This is a genomic window from Campylobacter helveticus, from assembly GCF_002080395.1.
GTDB classification, from domain to species: Bacteria; Campylobacterota; Campylobacteria; order Campylobacterales; family Campylobacteraceae; genus Campylobacter_D; species Campylobacter_D helveticus.
The window spans coordinates 1004026-1021950 of sequence record NZ_CP020478.1 but is presented as its reverse complement, the minus strand read 5'-3'; the positions used below and the strand labels follow the sequence as shown (position 1 = coordinate 1021950).

The following is a 17925-nucleotide window of genomic DNA, read 5'->3' as shown; positions in this document are numbered from 1 at the left end:
TTTATTCAAAATAAAACAATAAAACATCATAATTATACAAATTAACGCTTAATAATCTCTTTAATTTTAAGAATATTTAAGAATAAATTACAATATTATAATGTATAATATCAAGTAATTTATGGAATATTTTTCTATAAATGTTTTCATTTGTCTAATTCAAATGTCGGTTTAGAGATTTACAAGATTGTCATTTGAGGTAAAGATGAAAAAAAATATCGTATTCCTAATTTTTATATTAGGGTTTTTGGCAACTAGTGCTTTTGCAGGTAATACTGATAGTATTGGTGCAAAAGGGCTATGGGACACGGTTAGTGGCTGGTTAAATGATACTTATGTATCTAGAATTATAGCTTTGCTACTTTTTTGTGTAGGCGTATGGAGAGCATTTGCAGGTTCAATCTTGCAATTTTTCTTAATGCTAGGTTTTGCAGTGTTGGTAACTCAAGGGACAACCATTATTGAAACTATCAATGCTGCGACTTTTTGACGGTAGGGGCTTTAAGCCCCTATCAATTATTGAATTTTATGGAGTTAAATTTGGCTAAAAATCAGAACGGTTATGTAGAAATTAACAAGTTTATCGACACCAAGCCTATGTTTGGGAATTGGGAGGTTGATACATTAATGGTGTTTTGCATATTTTTTGCCGTAGCTATTATGTTTGGTAAAGGTGCAATAGCTTTTAGCGTATTTTTTATGATAGGAGTTGTTGCTGCAAAATATTATGAAAAACTTAAAAAATCAAAAGTCAAAGGCTTTTTCTTTCATTTACTTTATATGTTAGGACTTAGACAGCCTAAAACTTTACCTCCCTCTTATATGAGATATTTTCTAGGAGCGTAAATGTTGTTTGATAAATATAAAAATAAAATGGATAAATATCTTTTAGAGAATATCACATTTAGAACGGTAACGCTTATTTTAAGTCTTTTAATTGTTTTTCTCATATGGATTATAGTTTCACGAACAGACTCTCAAAAAGTTGTCTTTATGCCTCCAAAAATCATCAATCAAGAATTTTGGATAGCTGGCAATGAAGTTTCTAAAACTTATTTACACGAAATGGGGCAGTTTGTTTCTTTTAATCTTTTAAATATCACTAAGGAAAACGCTAATAATAATATTGAAAATCTTTTAACTTTAGTAGATTCTAAATTCTACAATGAAGTAAAAATCAAGCTTTTGGAGCAATCAAACTATATCACAGACAATGCTATTAGCAGAACCTTTTTTGTTTCTGCTATTGACGCAGATACAAAAGGACTGATTAAAGTTTTTGGTGTTGTTAAAGACATTATAGGGGATAAGGTTGTGCGTTCTTCTCAAAGTATTGTAAATATCCATTATGAAATCAATCAGGGTAGATTTGTTTTAAATGATATTTTAATTGAAGAAGGAAAAAATGATAAGACAAAGGATAAAAAATGAAAAAATCCCTTTTACTTGCACTCGCTTTAAGTAAGAGCCTTTTTGCTCTTAACATTATCGATAATCCAAGTAGCGATATTATCAATATAAATGTATCAAATAGCAGTGTAAATAGAATTGTTTTACCCGCTCAAATCTTAGATGTAGCCTATTCTAAGGAAAAGGGTATTGATATAAAGATTAGCGATAATCAAGCCTTTATCAAATTTTTACCTATACAAAAGGAAAAGGTTAGAGTTACAGGTAAAAATCAAGTCGAACCCATAGGTGAGCCTGAAATTGTTTATGATAAGGCAGGAAATAGTGAGGTGTTTTTTGTAACCGCTTCAAAAACTTATTCTTTTTCTCTTAATCCTAAAGATATGGAAGCTGAAACTATCATCATTAATGATTTTTCTGCAAGTAAAGAAGAGATTTTGAAATACGAAAGTGATGATTCTTATATGAAGACCATGGCAAAAATCACTGAAAGTATTTTAAAGGGTGGCACACCGCAAGGATATAAAACTAAAAAGATTGATAAGGTGTTAAGTAAAAATAGCACATTAATCACTAAAGAGCTTATGAATTATGATGGAGTTTTATATAGGGCAACTTTACTTGAGGTGGAGAATAAGACGGATAAGGCTATTGTTTTAGATTTAAAAGATTATATACGCATTGCTAAGGAAGCTCCAAAAGCAATTAGCATTTATTATAACAATGAAGTTAATCACTTGCTTCCTTATTCTAAAGCTCAAATTGTCATCATTACTAAGGGTGGAAGGAATCAAAAATGAAAAATCCTTTTATGAAATTTTTTAGTAATGATAAAAATCCGGCTGAAGCTCAACAAAATCAGGGAAAAAATAAAATCATAATTTTTGCTGGTATTGGAGTTGTTGCTGGAGCATTATTATTTTTAGCAGATAGTGGCGGCAATAAAGAGCAAAAAAATGTTGGCAACTTCAATCTTGTAAATGATGATGAAATGGCAAAAACAAGATGGGTGGGTGAGGCAAATGATGATTTATCTTTAGCGAAAAAGAGGGTTGATAGTTTAGATTCTAAAAATGAAGAGTTATCAAAACAAGTAAGTATGCTTACAAAGATAATTACTGATATGAAGAAAGAAAATGAAGCTACTCAAAGAACCGAAAAGAATACGGCTAAGAATAGCCTTCAGATTACTCCAAACGAGGATAAGGTTCCTAATTTATCCATTAAGCCTACAAATGATAAAGGCTTATATACAAATTTTCCTTCGCCTAATTATTTAAATGAGGATAATATAAGTAGTGAAATAGAAAATCCAAACAAATTTGGCTTAACTCATATTGGCAAAGTCCCTGAACTCGAACAAATCGAACAAACTCGCTACACACCTCTAACGGACTCTCTTAACTTTACAAATATTGCTAAACCTGAAGTTAAGGAAGAAAAAGAAAAAAAGAGTGATAGGCATATCATACCAACAGGCTCGATAGTAAAAGCTGTTTTACTATCAGGTATGGACGCCCCAACAATGACTCAGGCTAAAACTGAGCCTTTGCCTGTATTAATGAAAGTAAGCGACCTTTCTATCTTACCAAACAATTTTGGCTATGACATACAAGATTGTTTTTTAATGGGTGAGGGTTATGGAGATTTAACAAGTGAGAGAGCTTATATAAGGGTTAATAATATCTCTTGTGTAACAAATAAGGGACAAAAAATAGATATGGCGATGAAGGGAGCCGCCACAGGAGAAGATGGAAAGCTAGGTTTAAGAGGCGAAGTTGTAACCAAGCAAGGTGCTTTACTTGCAAGAACCTTAGTGGCAGGTTTTTTACAAGGGGTAGGCGAAAGCTTTGCTAATCAAAACCAAATCGTTACGCAAAACGGCTTTGGAGGCACTACTACAACAAATGGCACTATGGACGCAGGAGAAAGCTTACAAGCAGGAGCCTTTGAAGGACTTTCAAAAAGTGCAGAAAAATTAGCAGACTTTTATTTAAAAATGGCAGACCAAGTTACACCTGTGATTGAAATTTCAGCAGGTAGAGAGGTCAATATCATCACAACTTCGACTTTAGAATTAAAAACCCTAGAAGAACAAGCTAAAGAGGATAAAAAACCTCAAAACAATCAAACAAAAGGATAAGATATGCAAACACTTTCAAAAATAACACTTAGCTCACTTTTACTAATTTCTAGTTTAAGTGCGGTAACTTTAATAGAAGAACAAGAAGAAGCTTTGGTTAAGGGCGTTATCCCCTCCACTAAAATAGAAAAGGTGCAAAGGGCTGAAGTTGATGGCTTTTATAAGGCTTACTTAGCAAATGGCAATATACTCTATGTTAATCCTTTTAAAAGAGTGATTTTTATCGGTGAGCTTTATACAAATACAGGAGTAAGTCTTACAGCAAATGAAAGAGAAGCTTGGCAAAGTGAATTAAGTGCAGCTCAAATCAAAGATATGGATTTAAAGGAGCTTACGCAGTATGCTAAGAAGCTAGACTTTAATCAAGGCTCTAAAAAATATGACTTTGTCTTATTTACTGACCCTGAGTGTCCTTTTTGTGCTAGGGTAGAAGAGCATTTTATGAAAAATAATGTTAGCGTTTATATTAATTTTTATCCTCTTTCCTTTCATCAAAACGCTACAAAGTGGATTTTACAAATTCTAAGTTCTAAAGATTTCAAAGAAGCTTTTGTTTCGATTAGACACAATCAAAAGGACTTAGATGTAAAAACCACTAAAGAAGCCGAGCAAACATTAAATAATATGAAAGCTTTAGGTGAAAAGCTAAATATCCAAGGCACACCTAAACTTTTTGTTGTAGAGAAAAACACAAGCAAGATTATTGATGTGATTGATGGGGCAAATATGCAAAAGATTGATTCTTACTTAACTAAGGATAAACAATGATAAAACAAAAACAAATCTTACTTTCTTTTATCACAGCCTCGCTTCTTTGTGGGTGCGGTATGCTTCCTTATAAAGAAAGCTTTTCTTGTGAAAAGGGTAAGGAAAACGGAATTTGTGGCTCAGTGAGTGAGGTGTATGATTTAAGCTCTGATATGGAAGAGTTTAGAAAAAAAGCAAATAAAGAATACGCTAAAGAAGTAGCCAAAAAAGAACAAAACAAAAGCAAGATGAGTGATGATAATATCGCTTTTAAACAGCTAAAGCTACAAGAAATGGTTGAAGCAGTAGAAATTCGCAAAATTCAAAACGAAACTCCAACTATCTTTAGATATTACCTCGATGAAAAAGAAGCTAAAGAAAAAGCAGGACTTGCAATCGTAAGTGAAAACGATAAAGAGAGTAAAGCGATTAAAAAGGATTTAAATGCCAACAAACAATCAAATCATCATAAAGAAAAAAAGACTCAAAACTCAACTTCTAAAAACCATAATGCAAAGGTGGTAAAAAAGAATAAGGATTTAAAAGAGCTAAAAGAATTAAATGCCACAAATTCAAAAGATGGTATTGTCATTTATGATGATAATCAAAGCCTAGATTTCAATCAGAGCAAGGCTTTAGATTTGAATACAAGTTTAAATGAGTTAAATAGTTCAATTAACTCATCACAAACAAATGATTTAAACAATACACTTCAAAATACACAAGAAAACTGCTCCCCTAATGCAAATGAAGCAATCACGCAAATTAATGACACTGTTAAAGTCTGCGTTTATAGTGCAAATATAAGAGCAGGGGCAAGTTGTAAAGCACCCGTATTAAGAATAGCCTTTAAAGGCGAAGTATTAGAGGCTCTTTATGAAAAAGGAGGCTGGATTAAATTAAAGGACGGAACTTATGTGCATAAAAGCATTGTTACAAAAGACTAGTTTAATTGCTCTTACTATGGGCTTTGCCTTAAGTCCATTAAGTGCAGAAGATAATAATTTGCTCTTAAAAAAGGCTGTCATTAAACTTTATAAAGACAATCAAGCTCTAGAAAAACGCATTGAACTTTTAGAAGATAAGCTAGGCATTAAAAGAGCCGAGCAAAACGCTTCAATTAAAGTGCCTAAAAATGTTGAGGAAAATAGCTTTGTCTTTTTACAAAGAGCAAAAAATGAATTTGCAAAGGGTAAGAAGATAATCCCTGCTAAAGCCATAGAAAGTGCGAAATATTATTCTAAACCAAATAAGGCTTCAGCGGTTGTAGGCTCAGTGCAAAAAGGGACAAATCTTTATGTTAAAGGCATAGAGGAAAGCTATGGTAATGCTTGGTATAAGATTGAAGAGGGTATGTTTGTAGAAGCAAGTAAGGTTTCTTTTAGGAGTAAAAAATGAGAATATTAAAAAACACGGCATTAATTCTTGGCACAGCTTTGCTTTTGAGTGCGTGTGCCACTAAACAAAATGTAAAGGTTAAAGAGCCAAGTGTAGATAGTGAGTTAAGATTATTAGTCGGGGATTTAAAATATAGTGATTTAGATAAACAAGATGAAGATGAACTTATTAAGGGTTTGCTTAAAAACTCTCCCTCTTTCGCACAAAGTAATCAGCAAAGTGCCATAAAAGAGAATATGGTAAAGCTACCTAATAAAATGCCTCTTTTTAGACAGCCCTTATTCGCTCAAATGACAACCTTTCCTTATGTCAGCGATGATGGAATTTATCACGGATATAGTGAGAGCTGGATTAAAATCAAAGAGGGTGAGTTTGTTTTAAGCGACCCTAGAAGCAATCAAGACTCAAGTGAGAGAATCTTTGATATGAATGATGTGGGGACAAGATGAGTTTAAAAGATTATTTCTCTAATCAAATTAATCAAATCAAAGAGCCATTTGAGGATATTAGTTCGTTGCAGACTAATGTTTGGAATTCTTGTATGCAAAGATATAAATTTTCAGATTTTCTTCCTTATATGAATTATGATTTTAAGGAAGAGATATATATTAATAATGACAGTTCGTATGGGACTGTTTTTATATGTTCGCCCAGAATTAGAATGGGAGAATCTACAGCTGTTGCTGTAGAGGAAATGCTAAATAAACTTCCCGATAATATGTTTATTCAATTTACTCTAATAGGAAGCAAAAATATAAAAAATATTGTGGAATATTGGAAAAGTATGCACCTTAATAGAGCCTCTCGAGAAAATAATGAATTGCTTCATAAAGCGATTGAAAATATGGGAAATTTTTATTATAAGAAAACCAAAGAGGGAATTTCAAATTCTATGACAGCAAGACTTAAAAACTATTCTCTTTTGGTGTCTATTAAATCGGAAAACAAAGAAGAGCTTACCTTATTTAAACACAATCTTAAAAACATATTGGTCTCAAACCATTTTTCACCTGTTATAGCGGAACCTGAATTTTTAAAACCTATACTTTGGGAACTTTTTAACGGAAATCATGATTTAAATAATATCCCAACCTATGATAGAAATTGTTATATTAATAGGCAATTAATTATGCCTAGCACAAAAATATTAGTTAAAGATGATGAAATTAGAATTGATGGTAGAAGTTTTATTTCATTAACCCCACAAACCCTTCCTCAAGAAGCTCATATAAGTGATTTTGGAGAAAAATTAGGCGATTATATAAGTAGGGCATTAGATAATAATCAGTTTAAGGACACTTTTCTCATTACGGCTTCTATTTGTCCTTTGCCAAAAAAAAGAACTGCTGGTGTGAAAAGAAACCACTCTATGCTTTTGACACAAAAATGGAGTGAAACTTTATTTAGACAATATGCCGCTGCCAAAAAAGAAAGCGTGTCTATTTTAGAGAGAATAGACAATCAAAAAGAAAAACTTTATGCTTTTGATTTAAATGTAATTGTTAGTGGAGACAGCTACAATGAAGCTTCTTTAAACGCCCATACGATTATTTCTTATTGGAACAAAGGTGGTGGAAAAGCCATTGTGTTGGATGAGGCTTTAGGCATACATCAACTTAATTTCATTGCTTCTTTGCCTATGGGGATTAATAAGGAATATGTTTTTGATGTTACGGCTAAATACCGCTCGATGTTTCCAGACCAAATTTCTCAATTTATACCTCTTGAGGCAGATTTTAAGCTTAATGTTCCAAATTTGATTTTGTTTTCGAGAAGGGCTCAAATCGCTGGGCTTGATTTGTTTATTTCAAATTCAAATTACAATGGTTATTTGGTTGCCACTTCTGGTGCTGGTAAGTCTGTGCTTTTAAATATGTTGGCTTTTAATTCTTATGCTAGAGGGGATAGGGTTTTTATCATAGACCAAGACAATTCGTTTTTAAAGCTTTGTGAAACAATTGACGGACAATATCTTGCCTTAGACCCACTTAAACCTATAAGCTTTAATCCTTTTAGTAGTCTTAAAAATGATGATATAGAATCTTTTATGGAGGATTTAAATTATTTATCGGATTTAATTTATATGTTGGGAAGTTCCAAAAATCAACATAGGGCTGATGAAGATGAAAAGCTTATTAAATCAAAGATACAAGAGCTTATGGAAATATTGTTTTTATCTAAGGGAAATACTATGGAAGTAAGCGATATTAGAGATGAGTTAATTAAAATAGATGATATGCGTTTTAAAGATTTTGCAAATCAGTTACGACCTTTTTGCAAAGAGGGTATTTATGGAAAATATTTTAATGGTCCGTGCGAATTTAATGTAAAAAAAGAGTTTATAGTAACTGAATTTAAGGGGCTTGAGGGGCATAATGATTTAAGAGACCCTTTAATTATGCTTTTAATTTATCATATTAATCAGCTTATGTATATGAGTTCTGATAGAAATTCAAGAATTCAAATTATTATCGATGAAGCCCACCGTTTCTTAGGTAAAAATCCAAAAATGGACGACTTTATAGAACAAGCTTATAGAAGAGCTAGAAAATATGATGCCTCCGTAATTATAGCAACACAGGGTTTTGATGATATTTATAATCCTAGAGATGGTGGATTAAGTAGGGCTGGAACTGTAATTGTCAATAACTCAGCCTATAAAATTTTTATGAAACAAACTGAAACCTCAGTTAATATGCTTTTAAAATCTGAGGTTTTTGATTTGGGTGAAAAAGATAAGGAAATTTTGCGTTCTATTATGACATTAAAAGGTGAGTATTCAGAGTTATTTTTGATGACACCCGATGATGTCAAGCTTCCTTATAGGCTCGTTATGGATAGATATTTCTACTATCTTACCACGACAGACCCTAAGGATAAGGCTAAGATAAAAGAATTGACCGACCAAGGAATACCGTTAGGAGAGGCTATTGAATTTCTTGCAAAAAATTAAAGAAAAATACAAAGCACGAGATAAAAGAGCAATCCAAAAGTTGTGCGATAAAACACTGATTGCTATAGTTGTGTTTTTAGCGTTTTACACAATTATTTCTTTTGTTTCTCATTTCTATGGTGTAGGGGTAATTCATACAAAAAGTATCGACAAAGATGTTTTTGTTTATAAAAAGAAAATAGATGAAAATCTAAATGATACTTTAATTTATTTTACTCTGCCCGTGCAAACAAGATATTTTGATAAAGGTTCAAGTTTTGGAAAATATGTAAAGTGTCAAGGAGGGCAAACTCTTAAAACAAAACATTTATCCTATTACTGCGATGGAGTATTTTTAGGAAAGGCTAAAAATACGGATATTAAGGGGAAAAGTGTTGAGAATTTTATCTTTAATGGCACTATCCCTTACAATCAATTTTTTGTAATGGGAACACACGAGCGAAGTTTTGATAGTAGATATTGGGGCTTTGTGAATAAAAAAGATATTAAAGGAGTTGCAATATGGGCTATATGAAAAATGTGGTGAAAATTTCTATAATTACTTGTATGGCGATGAGCGTTTCATCAGCAAGTATGTCAAATTTTTTACAAAACAATTTAGGCACTTCAATTACGAGCGAGAATTCAGGATATTACAAATCTCAAGCGTCAGGTTTTCTTAGCGGCGGAAGTGCTAGGATAAGATGGGGTGGTGGTGAAAACATACGCCCATTTAATGTAACAGTCCCTAGCTTTAATGTGGGTTGTAGTGGAATTGATATGGTATTTGGGGGTTTTTCTTATCTTAATTTTGAATATCTAGTAGAGAAATTAAAGAAAATAGCCGCCGCTGCTCCAGCTTTTGCTTTTCAAATAGCTCTTTCTACACTTTGTAAGGATTGTCAAACCATTATGAGTGAGCTTGAAAAAATAGCAAATGCTATTAATAGTATGAACTTTGATACTTGTCAAATGACTAAAAATTGGAGTAAGCATTTGGGTGATGTTTTAAGCACAAATAATCAAACAGGCTTAAGTAATAGCTGGATTTCATCATTTAGTGCTGCAGCTGAGGGGACAAGAAAAGAAATTGATAAATTTGTAAATTATGTTAATAATGGACCAAGCAATCCGAATGATGAAAAGAATTCGGTAAAAATCTTAAAGCAAGGTTCCCTTATTAGAAAAATAATGGAAAAAGGCAAAGACGCATTTTTCGCTCAAGCATTTGGACAAGCTGGAGTAAAAGACGGTGAATATGAAACTCTTTTAAGGGCATTATTTGGTGATTTCTATGCTTATACAAAAGATGGAACAACTGCTGATGGAAAAGATGAAACTGACCCAAATAAAGCTGTGATTATATTACCGTCGGCAAGTCCTAAAGAGCTTATTAATATATTATGGAGCAATGATGATGGGAATGCACTTAATAAAGAACTCAAAGTTGCTAAATGGAAACTAGAGGAGGTTAATGGAGTCTATAAAGAGCCTACATATGAGGAAACCACAATTAAAATTGATAAAAGTGTTAAAACTATACTTGCTGAAAAATTTAAAGCTATTAGAAATGCTATTGAGGCTGGAACACCGTTAAATGACGAACAAAAGAAATTTATTTCTTCTGCACCATTGCCTGTTGCTGATATTTTAAATATTGACGCCGCTACAAATTTTAGAAGTGGAGATGCAGTGTATGAGTTTGTCTCTTTATTGATGATAAATTCTTTTGTTGATGAGTTATTTAGAGAATTTGGAAGAAGCATTAGTATTTATCAACTTACTGATAAAGATTTTGTGAATGACCATCGACAAGATATTGAGACATTTAATAGACAAATCGTTTCTGTAAGGACTGAAACTGAAAGTATTATGAGAAATTTAAGCGAACAATTAAAAGATAATATAGAGCAACTTGATTCTATTAAAAAAGTTCTTATTAATTACTATGGAACTAGTGATATGTTTAATTATGGAAGTGGAAAATAAAGGATAAAACAATGAAAAAACAAATCATCTTAAGTTTAGCAATGTTTGCTTCTCTTTATGCAGAGAATGCAAATGAAGCAGGAAATGCTTTAGGCTCACAGCTAAGTTCCTATTTTAAATCTAATCAAAACACAGCCATTAATACTCTTACAAATGACGGAGAGCTAACAAGCGTTGATGGGAAGCAAAAGGCAAATGTGAAGCTTGTGTGTGATGAAAGTAAGAGTGGGGAGTTTTTAAATATCAATTACACAGGCACAAGCGATATAAATATTCAAATCAAATTCGATAAAAATGTCGATGGAAACTTTGATAAGGTGTGGAATTTCGCAGGAATTAGTGGGATATGCACGCAAGGCTTAATTAAATGTGATAAGGATACTTGGAATAATTGTGAATACTTTCAGTATAGCTTTGGAAGCGATATAAATCTTGTAAAAACAAGTATGGATAATCTTAATGGGTGTTATTGTATTAACAATTCTTGTGGAGGTATAGCAGGGAAAAATAGAGATAAAATCCTTTATGATATTGCAGGACCTATTTACTCAGCCCTCACTCAAAACACCTCCCTAGTCATTTCTAAAGCAAATAATGTAAATGGGGCTTTAAGCTACAAAGGGCAAGATTATTCTACTTGTGATAATTATGGCGAAGTAAGTCAGGTAAATGGCAATAGCGATTTAGAAGTCTTAGCTAAAGAACAAGCCCAAAAGGATAAGAAAAATGACAATAGTGCTTATTCAGTCTTTTATAAAGGCACGGACAATGAAGAGGGGCGTAATGATAAGGCTTTTGATGAAAAAATCAAAAAAGATTTTATTGATGTGGATAAAAGCGTTAAAGCAAATGAGAGTAAAAATAAGCTTGATTTCTCTTATATGGAAAGTGGAAAAACAAATCAAGGCTCACTTCAAACAAGCGATAAGATTGACGCTAAATTTTGTGAAGTAAGCATTGCAAAAACGGATACTTCTGCTTTTAATGATGGCACAAATAGAGAGAACTCAACTGATAATACAACCGTGTATGAAAGTGAGATTAGAGAGTGCGTGGATAATTACAATAAATGCCCGATTAAAAACTCAAATGAAAGCATAAAGCATAATTGTGGGAAAATTAATGATATGGGTGAGGCTTTAGCACAGCTTAGTGCCTTAGATGAGGCAAGTAAGGATATGATATGCTCGAAAAAATAGCCACAGGAAACTTCACCAAAAGCCTCGCTAAAAGCGAGACTTGGCTAATAAGCCTTGACAATAATCATACTAAGAAGTATAATTACAGCAATGATGAAGTTGATGGCTTTCATCTTTGCTCTTTTAAGGGCATAGATTACTCGCTACAAGGGTGCATGACCTTGTGGCGAACACCCCACATAATTATAACCAAAAATTCTTTCAATCTCATTGCAACAAAACTATCCACGAAGCCCTTAAAAAGCTTTATATTTACCACTTTATTTCTACACAAGGATACTTATGAAATTTCAAAGCATTAAAAATGATACACATATAAAAAAGTTTTCTTTTTTAAGTAAAGGCTCAATACTGCTTTTAACTAGCCTTTCTCTTTCTTATGGAGCAGGGATTACTTGCACGGATTATAATGACTTTAAACAATTTAACGGACACTATTACACAGCCACAGTTAAAAAGATGAGCTTTGATGAGGCAAAGAAGTTAGCTGAAGATAGTGAGGGTTATTTAGCAATTCCTGATTCTAAAGCGGAAAACGATTTCTTAGTCTCTTTAGTTAAGGGGGCAAATTTTGCTTGGCTAGGCATACACGATTCAAATTATACGCAAAACTTTTGCAAAGAAGGAAGTGCAGGATGTATTTATGATAGCTCTCGTTTTACAACAGTGAAAGGGGGAGCTTTAGCTTATAAAAACTTTGCTTCCAAACAGCCTGACAATCTTTTAAAACAATATGATATTGTAAATGGTAAAGAAAAAGTAAGTCCTTTAGGCGAACATTGGGTTGCTATGGCGGCTCCAAGTGGAGAGTGGGCTGATTTAGGCAATCACTTTGGCACTAATGAAAACCCTATTAAAAACTATGCCTTATTAGAATTTGAAAAACTGCCTGATTGTGCTGGAGGGGGAGGTTCAGGTGGGGGAGACCAAAAACCCTCTACAACTATGCAATGCAATACGAATTTTAGCGATGACCCTAATTTTAAACCAAATGGAGAAAGTAAAAATATAGCTTGTCTGCAAAACTCTAAGCAAGAGTATTTTTGTCCCGTGCAACTCACTCAGTGCGTTAATAAAGATGAAGCTGTAGATGGAGGAAGTAAAAAGATAGAGGGTGGTGTTTTAAATACAGGTAAAACAAAAGTCATCATTACACTCAAAAATGCAAATTATGCCATAGGGATTTTAGAAGAGAAAGAGCTTCAAATCACAAATTTAGACCAAGTAGAAAGCTTTAAACTCACAAATGCAAAGACAAATGCTTATGTTGTGCCTTATGCTCCAAATGCTAAAGTTACTTTGCTTGATAAGGGAAATGCGTGGAAACCTATGAAATACCCTGATAATGTTAAAGACGCTCTTGATTATATCCCCCAAAAGCCTGCAAATGATATTTACGGTGATGTAAATAATCCTAGTGATAAAAGCTTAAATATTGAGCTTAAAAGTTTTTTACATCAAGGTATTAATAAATTGCCTGTATTTGCTTCAGGCACTAGAACACAAAAAGGAAGCTACGAGCTTAGATATGAAGCCGTAGGTCAAGGAATTACTTGTAGGGATTTTGGAAATAGTTTAGATTGTAAAGAAGAGGTGCAAAGCATTCCTTTTTATGCCTATGAATATACTTGTCCTGCTGGGTATCAGCCTAAAGAAAAGGGTGGAATTTGTTCGCCAAATTCCTTAAATGATTTAATTGATACAAATAATGACGGAATAGGGGATAGTTGTAATAGCTCTATCCCTCCCGCAAAGAATTGCTTGGGTTCTAGTAAGACTTGCCCCTTTAACAAAGATAGAGAGTGTGTTTTAGTAGATAATAAATATCAATGTTCGCCTTTTCCTTGTTATAGCGAAGCAAATGATATAGAGGATACGGATACGCCTGTAGGCTTAAATGATTCTCAAAACGATGGTTGGAATGATGATGGCACTTGCTCGGGAAATATTATTATTTTTAACGGACAGGATAATCGCTGTAAAAATTGGGATATGTTTGCAGGGCTTTTAGGTGGAGGCTGTTGCAATAAAGACAATGTCTTTTTGGGACTAGTGCCTTGCAAGGAAGAGGAAAAGAAGCTTGCAAAACTCAATCAACAAAAGCGTTGTGTTGAGATAGGGGAATATTGTTCTAAAAAAGTAAGACTAGGTTTTGCAAAGATTTGTGTTGAGAAGAAAAAGTCTTTTTGCTGTTTTAATTCTAAGCTTGGACGCATTTTTAACGAGCAAGGCAGAAAACAACTAGGTAGAGGCTGGGGTAGTCCTCAAAGTCCTCAGTGTGTGGGCTTTAAACCTGAAGAATTTCAAAAGCTAGATTTTAGTGAGATAGATTTAAGTGAGTTTATCGCAGATATTATAGGAAGCATTGATGTTAATCAAATCAAAGCAGATTCTTTAAAGATACAAGAAAGAATTGATAAGAATATCCAAAATGCTGTTCCTAAGCCTTAAGAATAAAAAATAAATTGATGAAAGGAGTAAAGATTAGGAAGTTTAGTATAATGCCAAAGGGTATTGTAGTCCTCCCAAAAAGGGAGGTGGCTTTAAAAAGCCTTGACAGCAATCATACATAGTAGTATAATTGCAACTACAATTTTGTGATTCACTATCAAACACCTCCCTTCTGGGCGGTAATCTAAGTGTCAAGGGCGGCAACCTTTGGCACTCCACCCTTTGAAATTATATCTGAGCTTCTTTAATCTTAAATGTTTTATGAAAAAAGTGTTTTTATTGTTTTTGTTTATTTTTCCGAGTATCGCACTCAGTGCGACAAATATTCCGTCCTCTCAGCTAATATATACTTGGGGGTATGGTGATGTAATCAATGAGATTTTACAGGCTATTAAGGGTATTATTTTAGAAACTGATTATATCTTTAAAGCAGCTATGGCTATAGCTTTGTTGATATTCTCTATTAAGAAATTAGGAGACGATAGAGTCTCATCTGTGCTTGAAATAGGGAAAATGTTTGGTCTTTTTGCTGTGGTTTGGTATTTTTTTCTTACCGCTCCAAATGACGATAAACACCGCTTTATGATACACGATGAAGTTACAAGTAAGGACTATATTGTTTCTCAAATTCCAACAGGTATAGGTGCGACTTTTGCTTTAATGTCTAACTTTGAAAAGATTATGCTTGATGGTATGGAAAAGTATTTCTCAACTCCACAATCTGCTAATTTTTCTAGTGCTGGACTTGGTTTTTCGCTTGAAGCGATGATGAGTTTGCCTAAAATAAAACTTAGCAATATTAATCCAACAGCCCAAAAAAATCTTGATTTATTTTTTAGAAATTGTGTGGTTCATGGTATAAGACTTCATCAAAACGGTAGAGAGCTTTATGGCAAAAGCGATAATTTTATTGATGATTTATTCGATTCTATAGGTAGAGGTTCGCAATTAACACTTTATTACAAAACCGATAAAGCAACAGGTGCTGAAACAAGCGATATGTTTCCTTGCACCGAAGCTGGAGCGAAAATCAAACAAGATATTATGAATTCTATGGATATGGCTCAGACTTTACATACAGCTTTACTTGGATTTGAAAAAGATAAGGCACTTTATGAGCAAAAATTTCAAGGGGCGGTGCAAATCTTTAACACACAAGCTACAAGTGCGAGAGCTTATTTGCAACAATCTATGCTTTTATTTGCAAGTCAAGACGCCATTATTAACACTGCAAAATCCGTAGGTTTAGACCCTGCTGCAGTAGCGGCTAATACGGCAATAGCAGACCAAAATTTCTTTGCAAGTATGCAAACTCAGGGAAGATTAGCTCAAACTTATTTGCCTCTAGCTAAAGCGTATTTAACGGCTATTATTATAGGCATATCTTGGCTTATAGCGATTTTATCCGTTATTTTTGCTTCTTATTCTTATATTAGAATGTTTTTTGTTCTTTGTCTCTGGATGACACTTTGGACTCCTATTCTTTGTATCATAAATTATCTTAATGATTTAAATTTAATGAAAGTGGCGAGTGTGATTACGGAGGGTAGGGTGGCACTAAGCGTGAGTGATAATATGCTAATCTTTAGAAAAGTCGCCGAAAGTTCAAACTTCATCAACTATATGGTTATGATGACACCTCTTTTAGCATTTGCCATAGCTAAAGGAAGTGAGATGGGTTTTGTGAATTTAGCTACAGGTATTGCAGGTTCTCTTACGAAAGCGGCAGGCTCAGGTGGAAGCTTTTCAAATCAACAAGGACAATCAACCGAAAGCAAAATGTCTGCCCCTAAGGGTGATGAAGTATGGGCTAAGAGTGCAGGTATTGAGAGTTTGCAGGGGGCTAAAACAGTAGATGATGTATTAACAACATATAACACAAAACAAGATTTAAATAATGGCACATATAATAGTGAAATTTCAAATGCAAATATGAAGGGAACAAATATAGGGGGCATTCTATCGGGTAGCTCTTTAAGCTCAGGCTCATTAAGCACTCTTAATAGCATTTCAGAATCTAATTCGAAAACTTGGAGTAAGCAATTTAGTGATTTGTATTCTCAAATGAGTCAAGATGGAAGAAGTGCAGCATTATCTGAAGCAAAATCTTTCCTTGAAAAAGCAGATGAAGCGACCAAGAAAGCTTACGCAAGTAATGTATTGCAAGAAATAGCTCACAATAAAGAAATATCAGGGGCGGTAAAAGCAAAACTTTCCGCATACGCACAAGCAGAAGCAGGATTTAAAATCTTTGGCACTGAGGCAAACGCAGGAGTGAGAGCTGAAACAAGTGTAGAAGTTTCCGTAGGTTCTAAACTTAGCGACACCGAAAAAGCCGCTTATCAAGAGGCAACCGAAAGAGCTTCTGTTAAAACTCTTTCAGAAAGTAAAGGGACAAGCTCAACTTGGACGAATACTCTCTCAGGAGCGGATAGTAATACTTTCTCTAAAATGCAAAGCCATGCTAGTGCTTATGCACAAAGCGAACAAGGAGTTCAAGCTGTAAATTCTAATAATGTCGATAATACTCTTAATGCTATGGCGAGAGATTTTGCAGCTGCTGATGGAAAAGATTTCTCTAAACTTGGAGTGGGTGGGCAAAATGATTACTTTACAAGAGCTGGCAATCACGCAACAAATCTACTTAAAAATGACCCCGCACAATTAGCACAGTATAATAGTCAGGTGGGTGCTAGTATTTCTACTTCAGGCGAAAGCTTTGGCACAAGAGCAATGGGTAGAAATTTCAATGAAAATATCAGTGGTTCATCTCAAGCTGTTTTAGAGCAAAGCAATCTTAATCAAGATAATGTCAATGAAAGAGGTAGAAATGCAACTTCATCGGCATTTTTACCTACGAAAGATGATGTAAAGAGCGAGGCTAATAAAAATACTCATGGAAAAATGGGAGGAATTAAATAAAACACAAAGTTGCATTAAGTATAAATTAAATTTATTGTGTATTATAGATAGTCAAATTACTCTCTATAATACCAAAAATAATCATTAGTATTAGTTGCTCTTGGCGATAGTGCGTAAGTATTACCCCTTATAAGAGCAAATAGCATAGCAAATATTAGTGAAGCTATGAAACAAAAAACTATGCTTGAAATTATAAAAAAGAAAAGTCCAAAAAAATCTGATAAATTCCAATAAAGAAAATTGCATGTAATAGCACCGCCTAATATTACAAAAAATATTACCCAAACCGCTATGGACCAATTGCTCTTTCTCTTGCAAACCTTTGCCTTTTCCCCTAACCCAAAATTCATCTTAATATAGCTTTCTATCTTTGGAAACTTGTATTTGATGAAATTATAAACCTTTTTTAAATTAAGTTCTTTATCATTATGGGCGATGAAATTACGAGTTGCTTTGCTAAATTTGATTTCATTTACTAAAGGATTTCTTAGTTCTTCATCAAGCTTTTCAAAAATATCTACAACAACATTGGTAACTGATTGTAGTAAGGCTCTTTTATAAATTTCATTATTCAAAGCATTAGCAATTTTTCCTTCGCCATTTTCTCTTACAATCTTTCTTACAATTTGAATTTCTTTCAAAATGTCTTTGAGTGTGTCAAGTTGTGTTATATCTAAAGTTTTAGTATTCATCGTGTTATCCTTTTTTCTAATTATTGAATTATACCATATTTA

At 33.4% G+C, this 17925-nt stretch carries 17 protein-coding genes; 16 read left to right on the top strand and 1 reads right to left on the bottom strand.

The features are described from left to right. Positions 1–205 precede the first annotated feature (205 nt). From CHELV3228_RS05490 to CHELV3228_RS05415, 16 genes are all read left to right on the top strand, one after another. Complete coding sequence (locus CHELV3228_RS05490; RefSeq protein WP_082199904.1) at positions 206–490, top strand: hypothetical protein; 285 nt, start codon at positions 206–208, stop codon at positions 488–490. Positions 491–540: 50 nt separating this feature from the next. Then, a complete protein-coding gene (gene traL, locus CHELV3228_RS05485; protein ID WP_082200759.1) occupies positions 541–846 on the top strand; it encodes a type IV conjugative transfer system protein TraL in 306 nt (101 codons plus the stop codon). Then, the gene (locus tag CHELV3228_RS05480) at positions 847–1431 is read left to right on the top strand and encodes a TraE/TraK family type IV conjugative transfer system protein (RefSeq protein ID WP_082199903.1); all 585 of its coding nucleotides are present in this window, start codon (positions 847–849) and stop codon (positions 1429–1431) included. After that, entirely contained in the window at positions 1428–2210 is a 783-nt protein-coding gene (locus CHELV3228_RS05475) for a TraK domain-containing protein (protein WP_082199902.1), read from the top strand. The genes CHELV3228_RS05480 and CHELV3228_RS05475 overlap by 4 nt, the downstream gene beginning before the upstream one ends. Beyond that, positions 2207–3553, top strand: a complete 1347-nt coding sequence (locus tag CHELV3228_RS05470) for a TraB/TrbI/VirB10 family type IV secretion system protein (RefSeq protein WP_082199901.1) — start codon at positions 2207–2209, stop codon at positions 3551–3553. Before CHELV3228_RS05475 ends, CHELV3228_RS05470 begins: the two co-directional genes overlap by 4 nt. A 3-nt stretch (positions 3554–3556) precedes the next feature. Next, positions 3557–4321 (top strand): DsbC family protein, encoded by a 765-nt coding sequence (locus CHELV3228_RS05465; RefSeq protein ID WP_082199900.1) that lies wholly within the window; start codon positions 3557–3559, stop codon positions 4319–4321. Then, the gene (locus tag CHELV3228_RS05460) at positions 4318–5247 is read left to right on the top strand and encodes an SH3 domain-containing protein (protein WP_082199899.1); all 930 of its coding nucleotides are present in this window, start codon (positions 4318–4320) and stop codon (positions 5245–5247) included. Before CHELV3228_RS05465 ends, CHELV3228_RS05460 begins: the two co-directional genes overlap by 4 nt. Then, a complete protein-coding gene (locus tag CHELV3228_RS05455) occupies positions 5216–5698 on the top strand; it encodes an SH3 domain-containing protein (RefSeq protein WP_082199898.1) in 483 nt (160 codons plus the stop codon). The genes CHELV3228_RS05460 and CHELV3228_RS05455 overlap by 32 nt, the downstream gene beginning before the upstream one ends. Next, on the top strand, positions 5695–6147 hold the full coding sequence (locus CHELV3228_RS05450; RefSeq protein ID WP_234981004.1) for a hypothetical protein: 453 nt from the start codon (positions 5695–5697) through the stop codon (positions 6145–6147). Before CHELV3228_RS05455 ends, CHELV3228_RS05450 begins: the two co-directional genes overlap by 4 nt. Continuing rightward, on the top strand, positions 6144–8651 hold the full coding sequence (locus CHELV3228_RS05445; RefSeq protein ID WP_082199897.1) for a TraC family protein: 2508 nt from the start codon (positions 6144–6146) through the stop codon (positions 8649–8651). The genes CHELV3228_RS05450 and CHELV3228_RS05445 overlap by 4 nt, the downstream gene beginning before the upstream one ends. Further along, the gene (locus tag CHELV3228_RS05440) at positions 8629–9165 is read left to right on the top strand and encodes a S26 family signal peptidase (RefSeq protein WP_082199896.1); all 537 of its coding nucleotides are present in this window, start codon (positions 8629–8631) and stop codon (positions 9163–9165) included. Before CHELV3228_RS05445 ends, CHELV3228_RS05440 begins: the two co-directional genes overlap by 23 nt. Beyond that, positions 9153–10619 (top strand): conjugal transfer protein TraH, encoded by a 1467-nt coding sequence (locus CHELV3228_RS05435; RefSeq protein WP_082199895.1) that lies wholly within the window; start codon positions 9153–9155, stop codon positions 10617–10619. Before CHELV3228_RS05440 ends, CHELV3228_RS05435 begins: the two co-directional genes overlap by 13 nt. 11 nt (positions 10620–10630) lie before the next feature. After that, positions 10631–11818, top strand: coding sequence for a hypothetical protein (locus CHELV3228_RS05430; RefSeq protein WP_082199894.1), 1188 nt, complete (start codon positions 10631–10633; stop codon positions 11816–11818). Beyond that, positions 11803–12120 (top strand): hypothetical protein, encoded by a 318-nt coding sequence (locus tag CHELV3228_RS05425; RefSeq protein WP_082199893.1) that lies wholly within the window; start codon positions 11803–11805, stop codon positions 12118–12120. The genes CHELV3228_RS05430 and CHELV3228_RS05425 overlap by 16 nt, the downstream gene beginning before the upstream one ends. Then, complete coding sequence (gene traN, locus CHELV3228_RS10085; protein WP_115588762.1) at positions 12101–14269, top strand: conjugal transfer protein TraN; 2169 nt, start codon at positions 12101–12103, stop codon at positions 14267–14269. Before CHELV3228_RS05425 ends, traN begins: the two co-directional genes overlap by 20 nt. A gap of 285 nt (positions 14270–14554) precedes the next feature. Further along, positions 14555–17191, top strand: a complete 2637-nt coding sequence (locus CHELV3228_RS05415) for a conjugal transfer protein TraG N-terminal domain-containing protein (RefSeq protein ID WP_234981003.1) — start codon at positions 14555–14557, stop codon at positions 17189–17191. Between the two features lie 56 nt (positions 17192–17247). On the opposite strand, the gene CHELV3228_RS05410 is transcribed toward CHELV3228_RS05415, so the two are convergent. After that, positions 17248–17883, bottom strand: a complete 636-nt coding sequence (locus CHELV3228_RS05410; RefSeq protein ID WP_082199892.1) for a ribonuclease HepT family protein — start codon at positions 17881–17883, stop codon at positions 17248–17250. Positions 17884–17925: the final 42 nt, after the last annotated feature.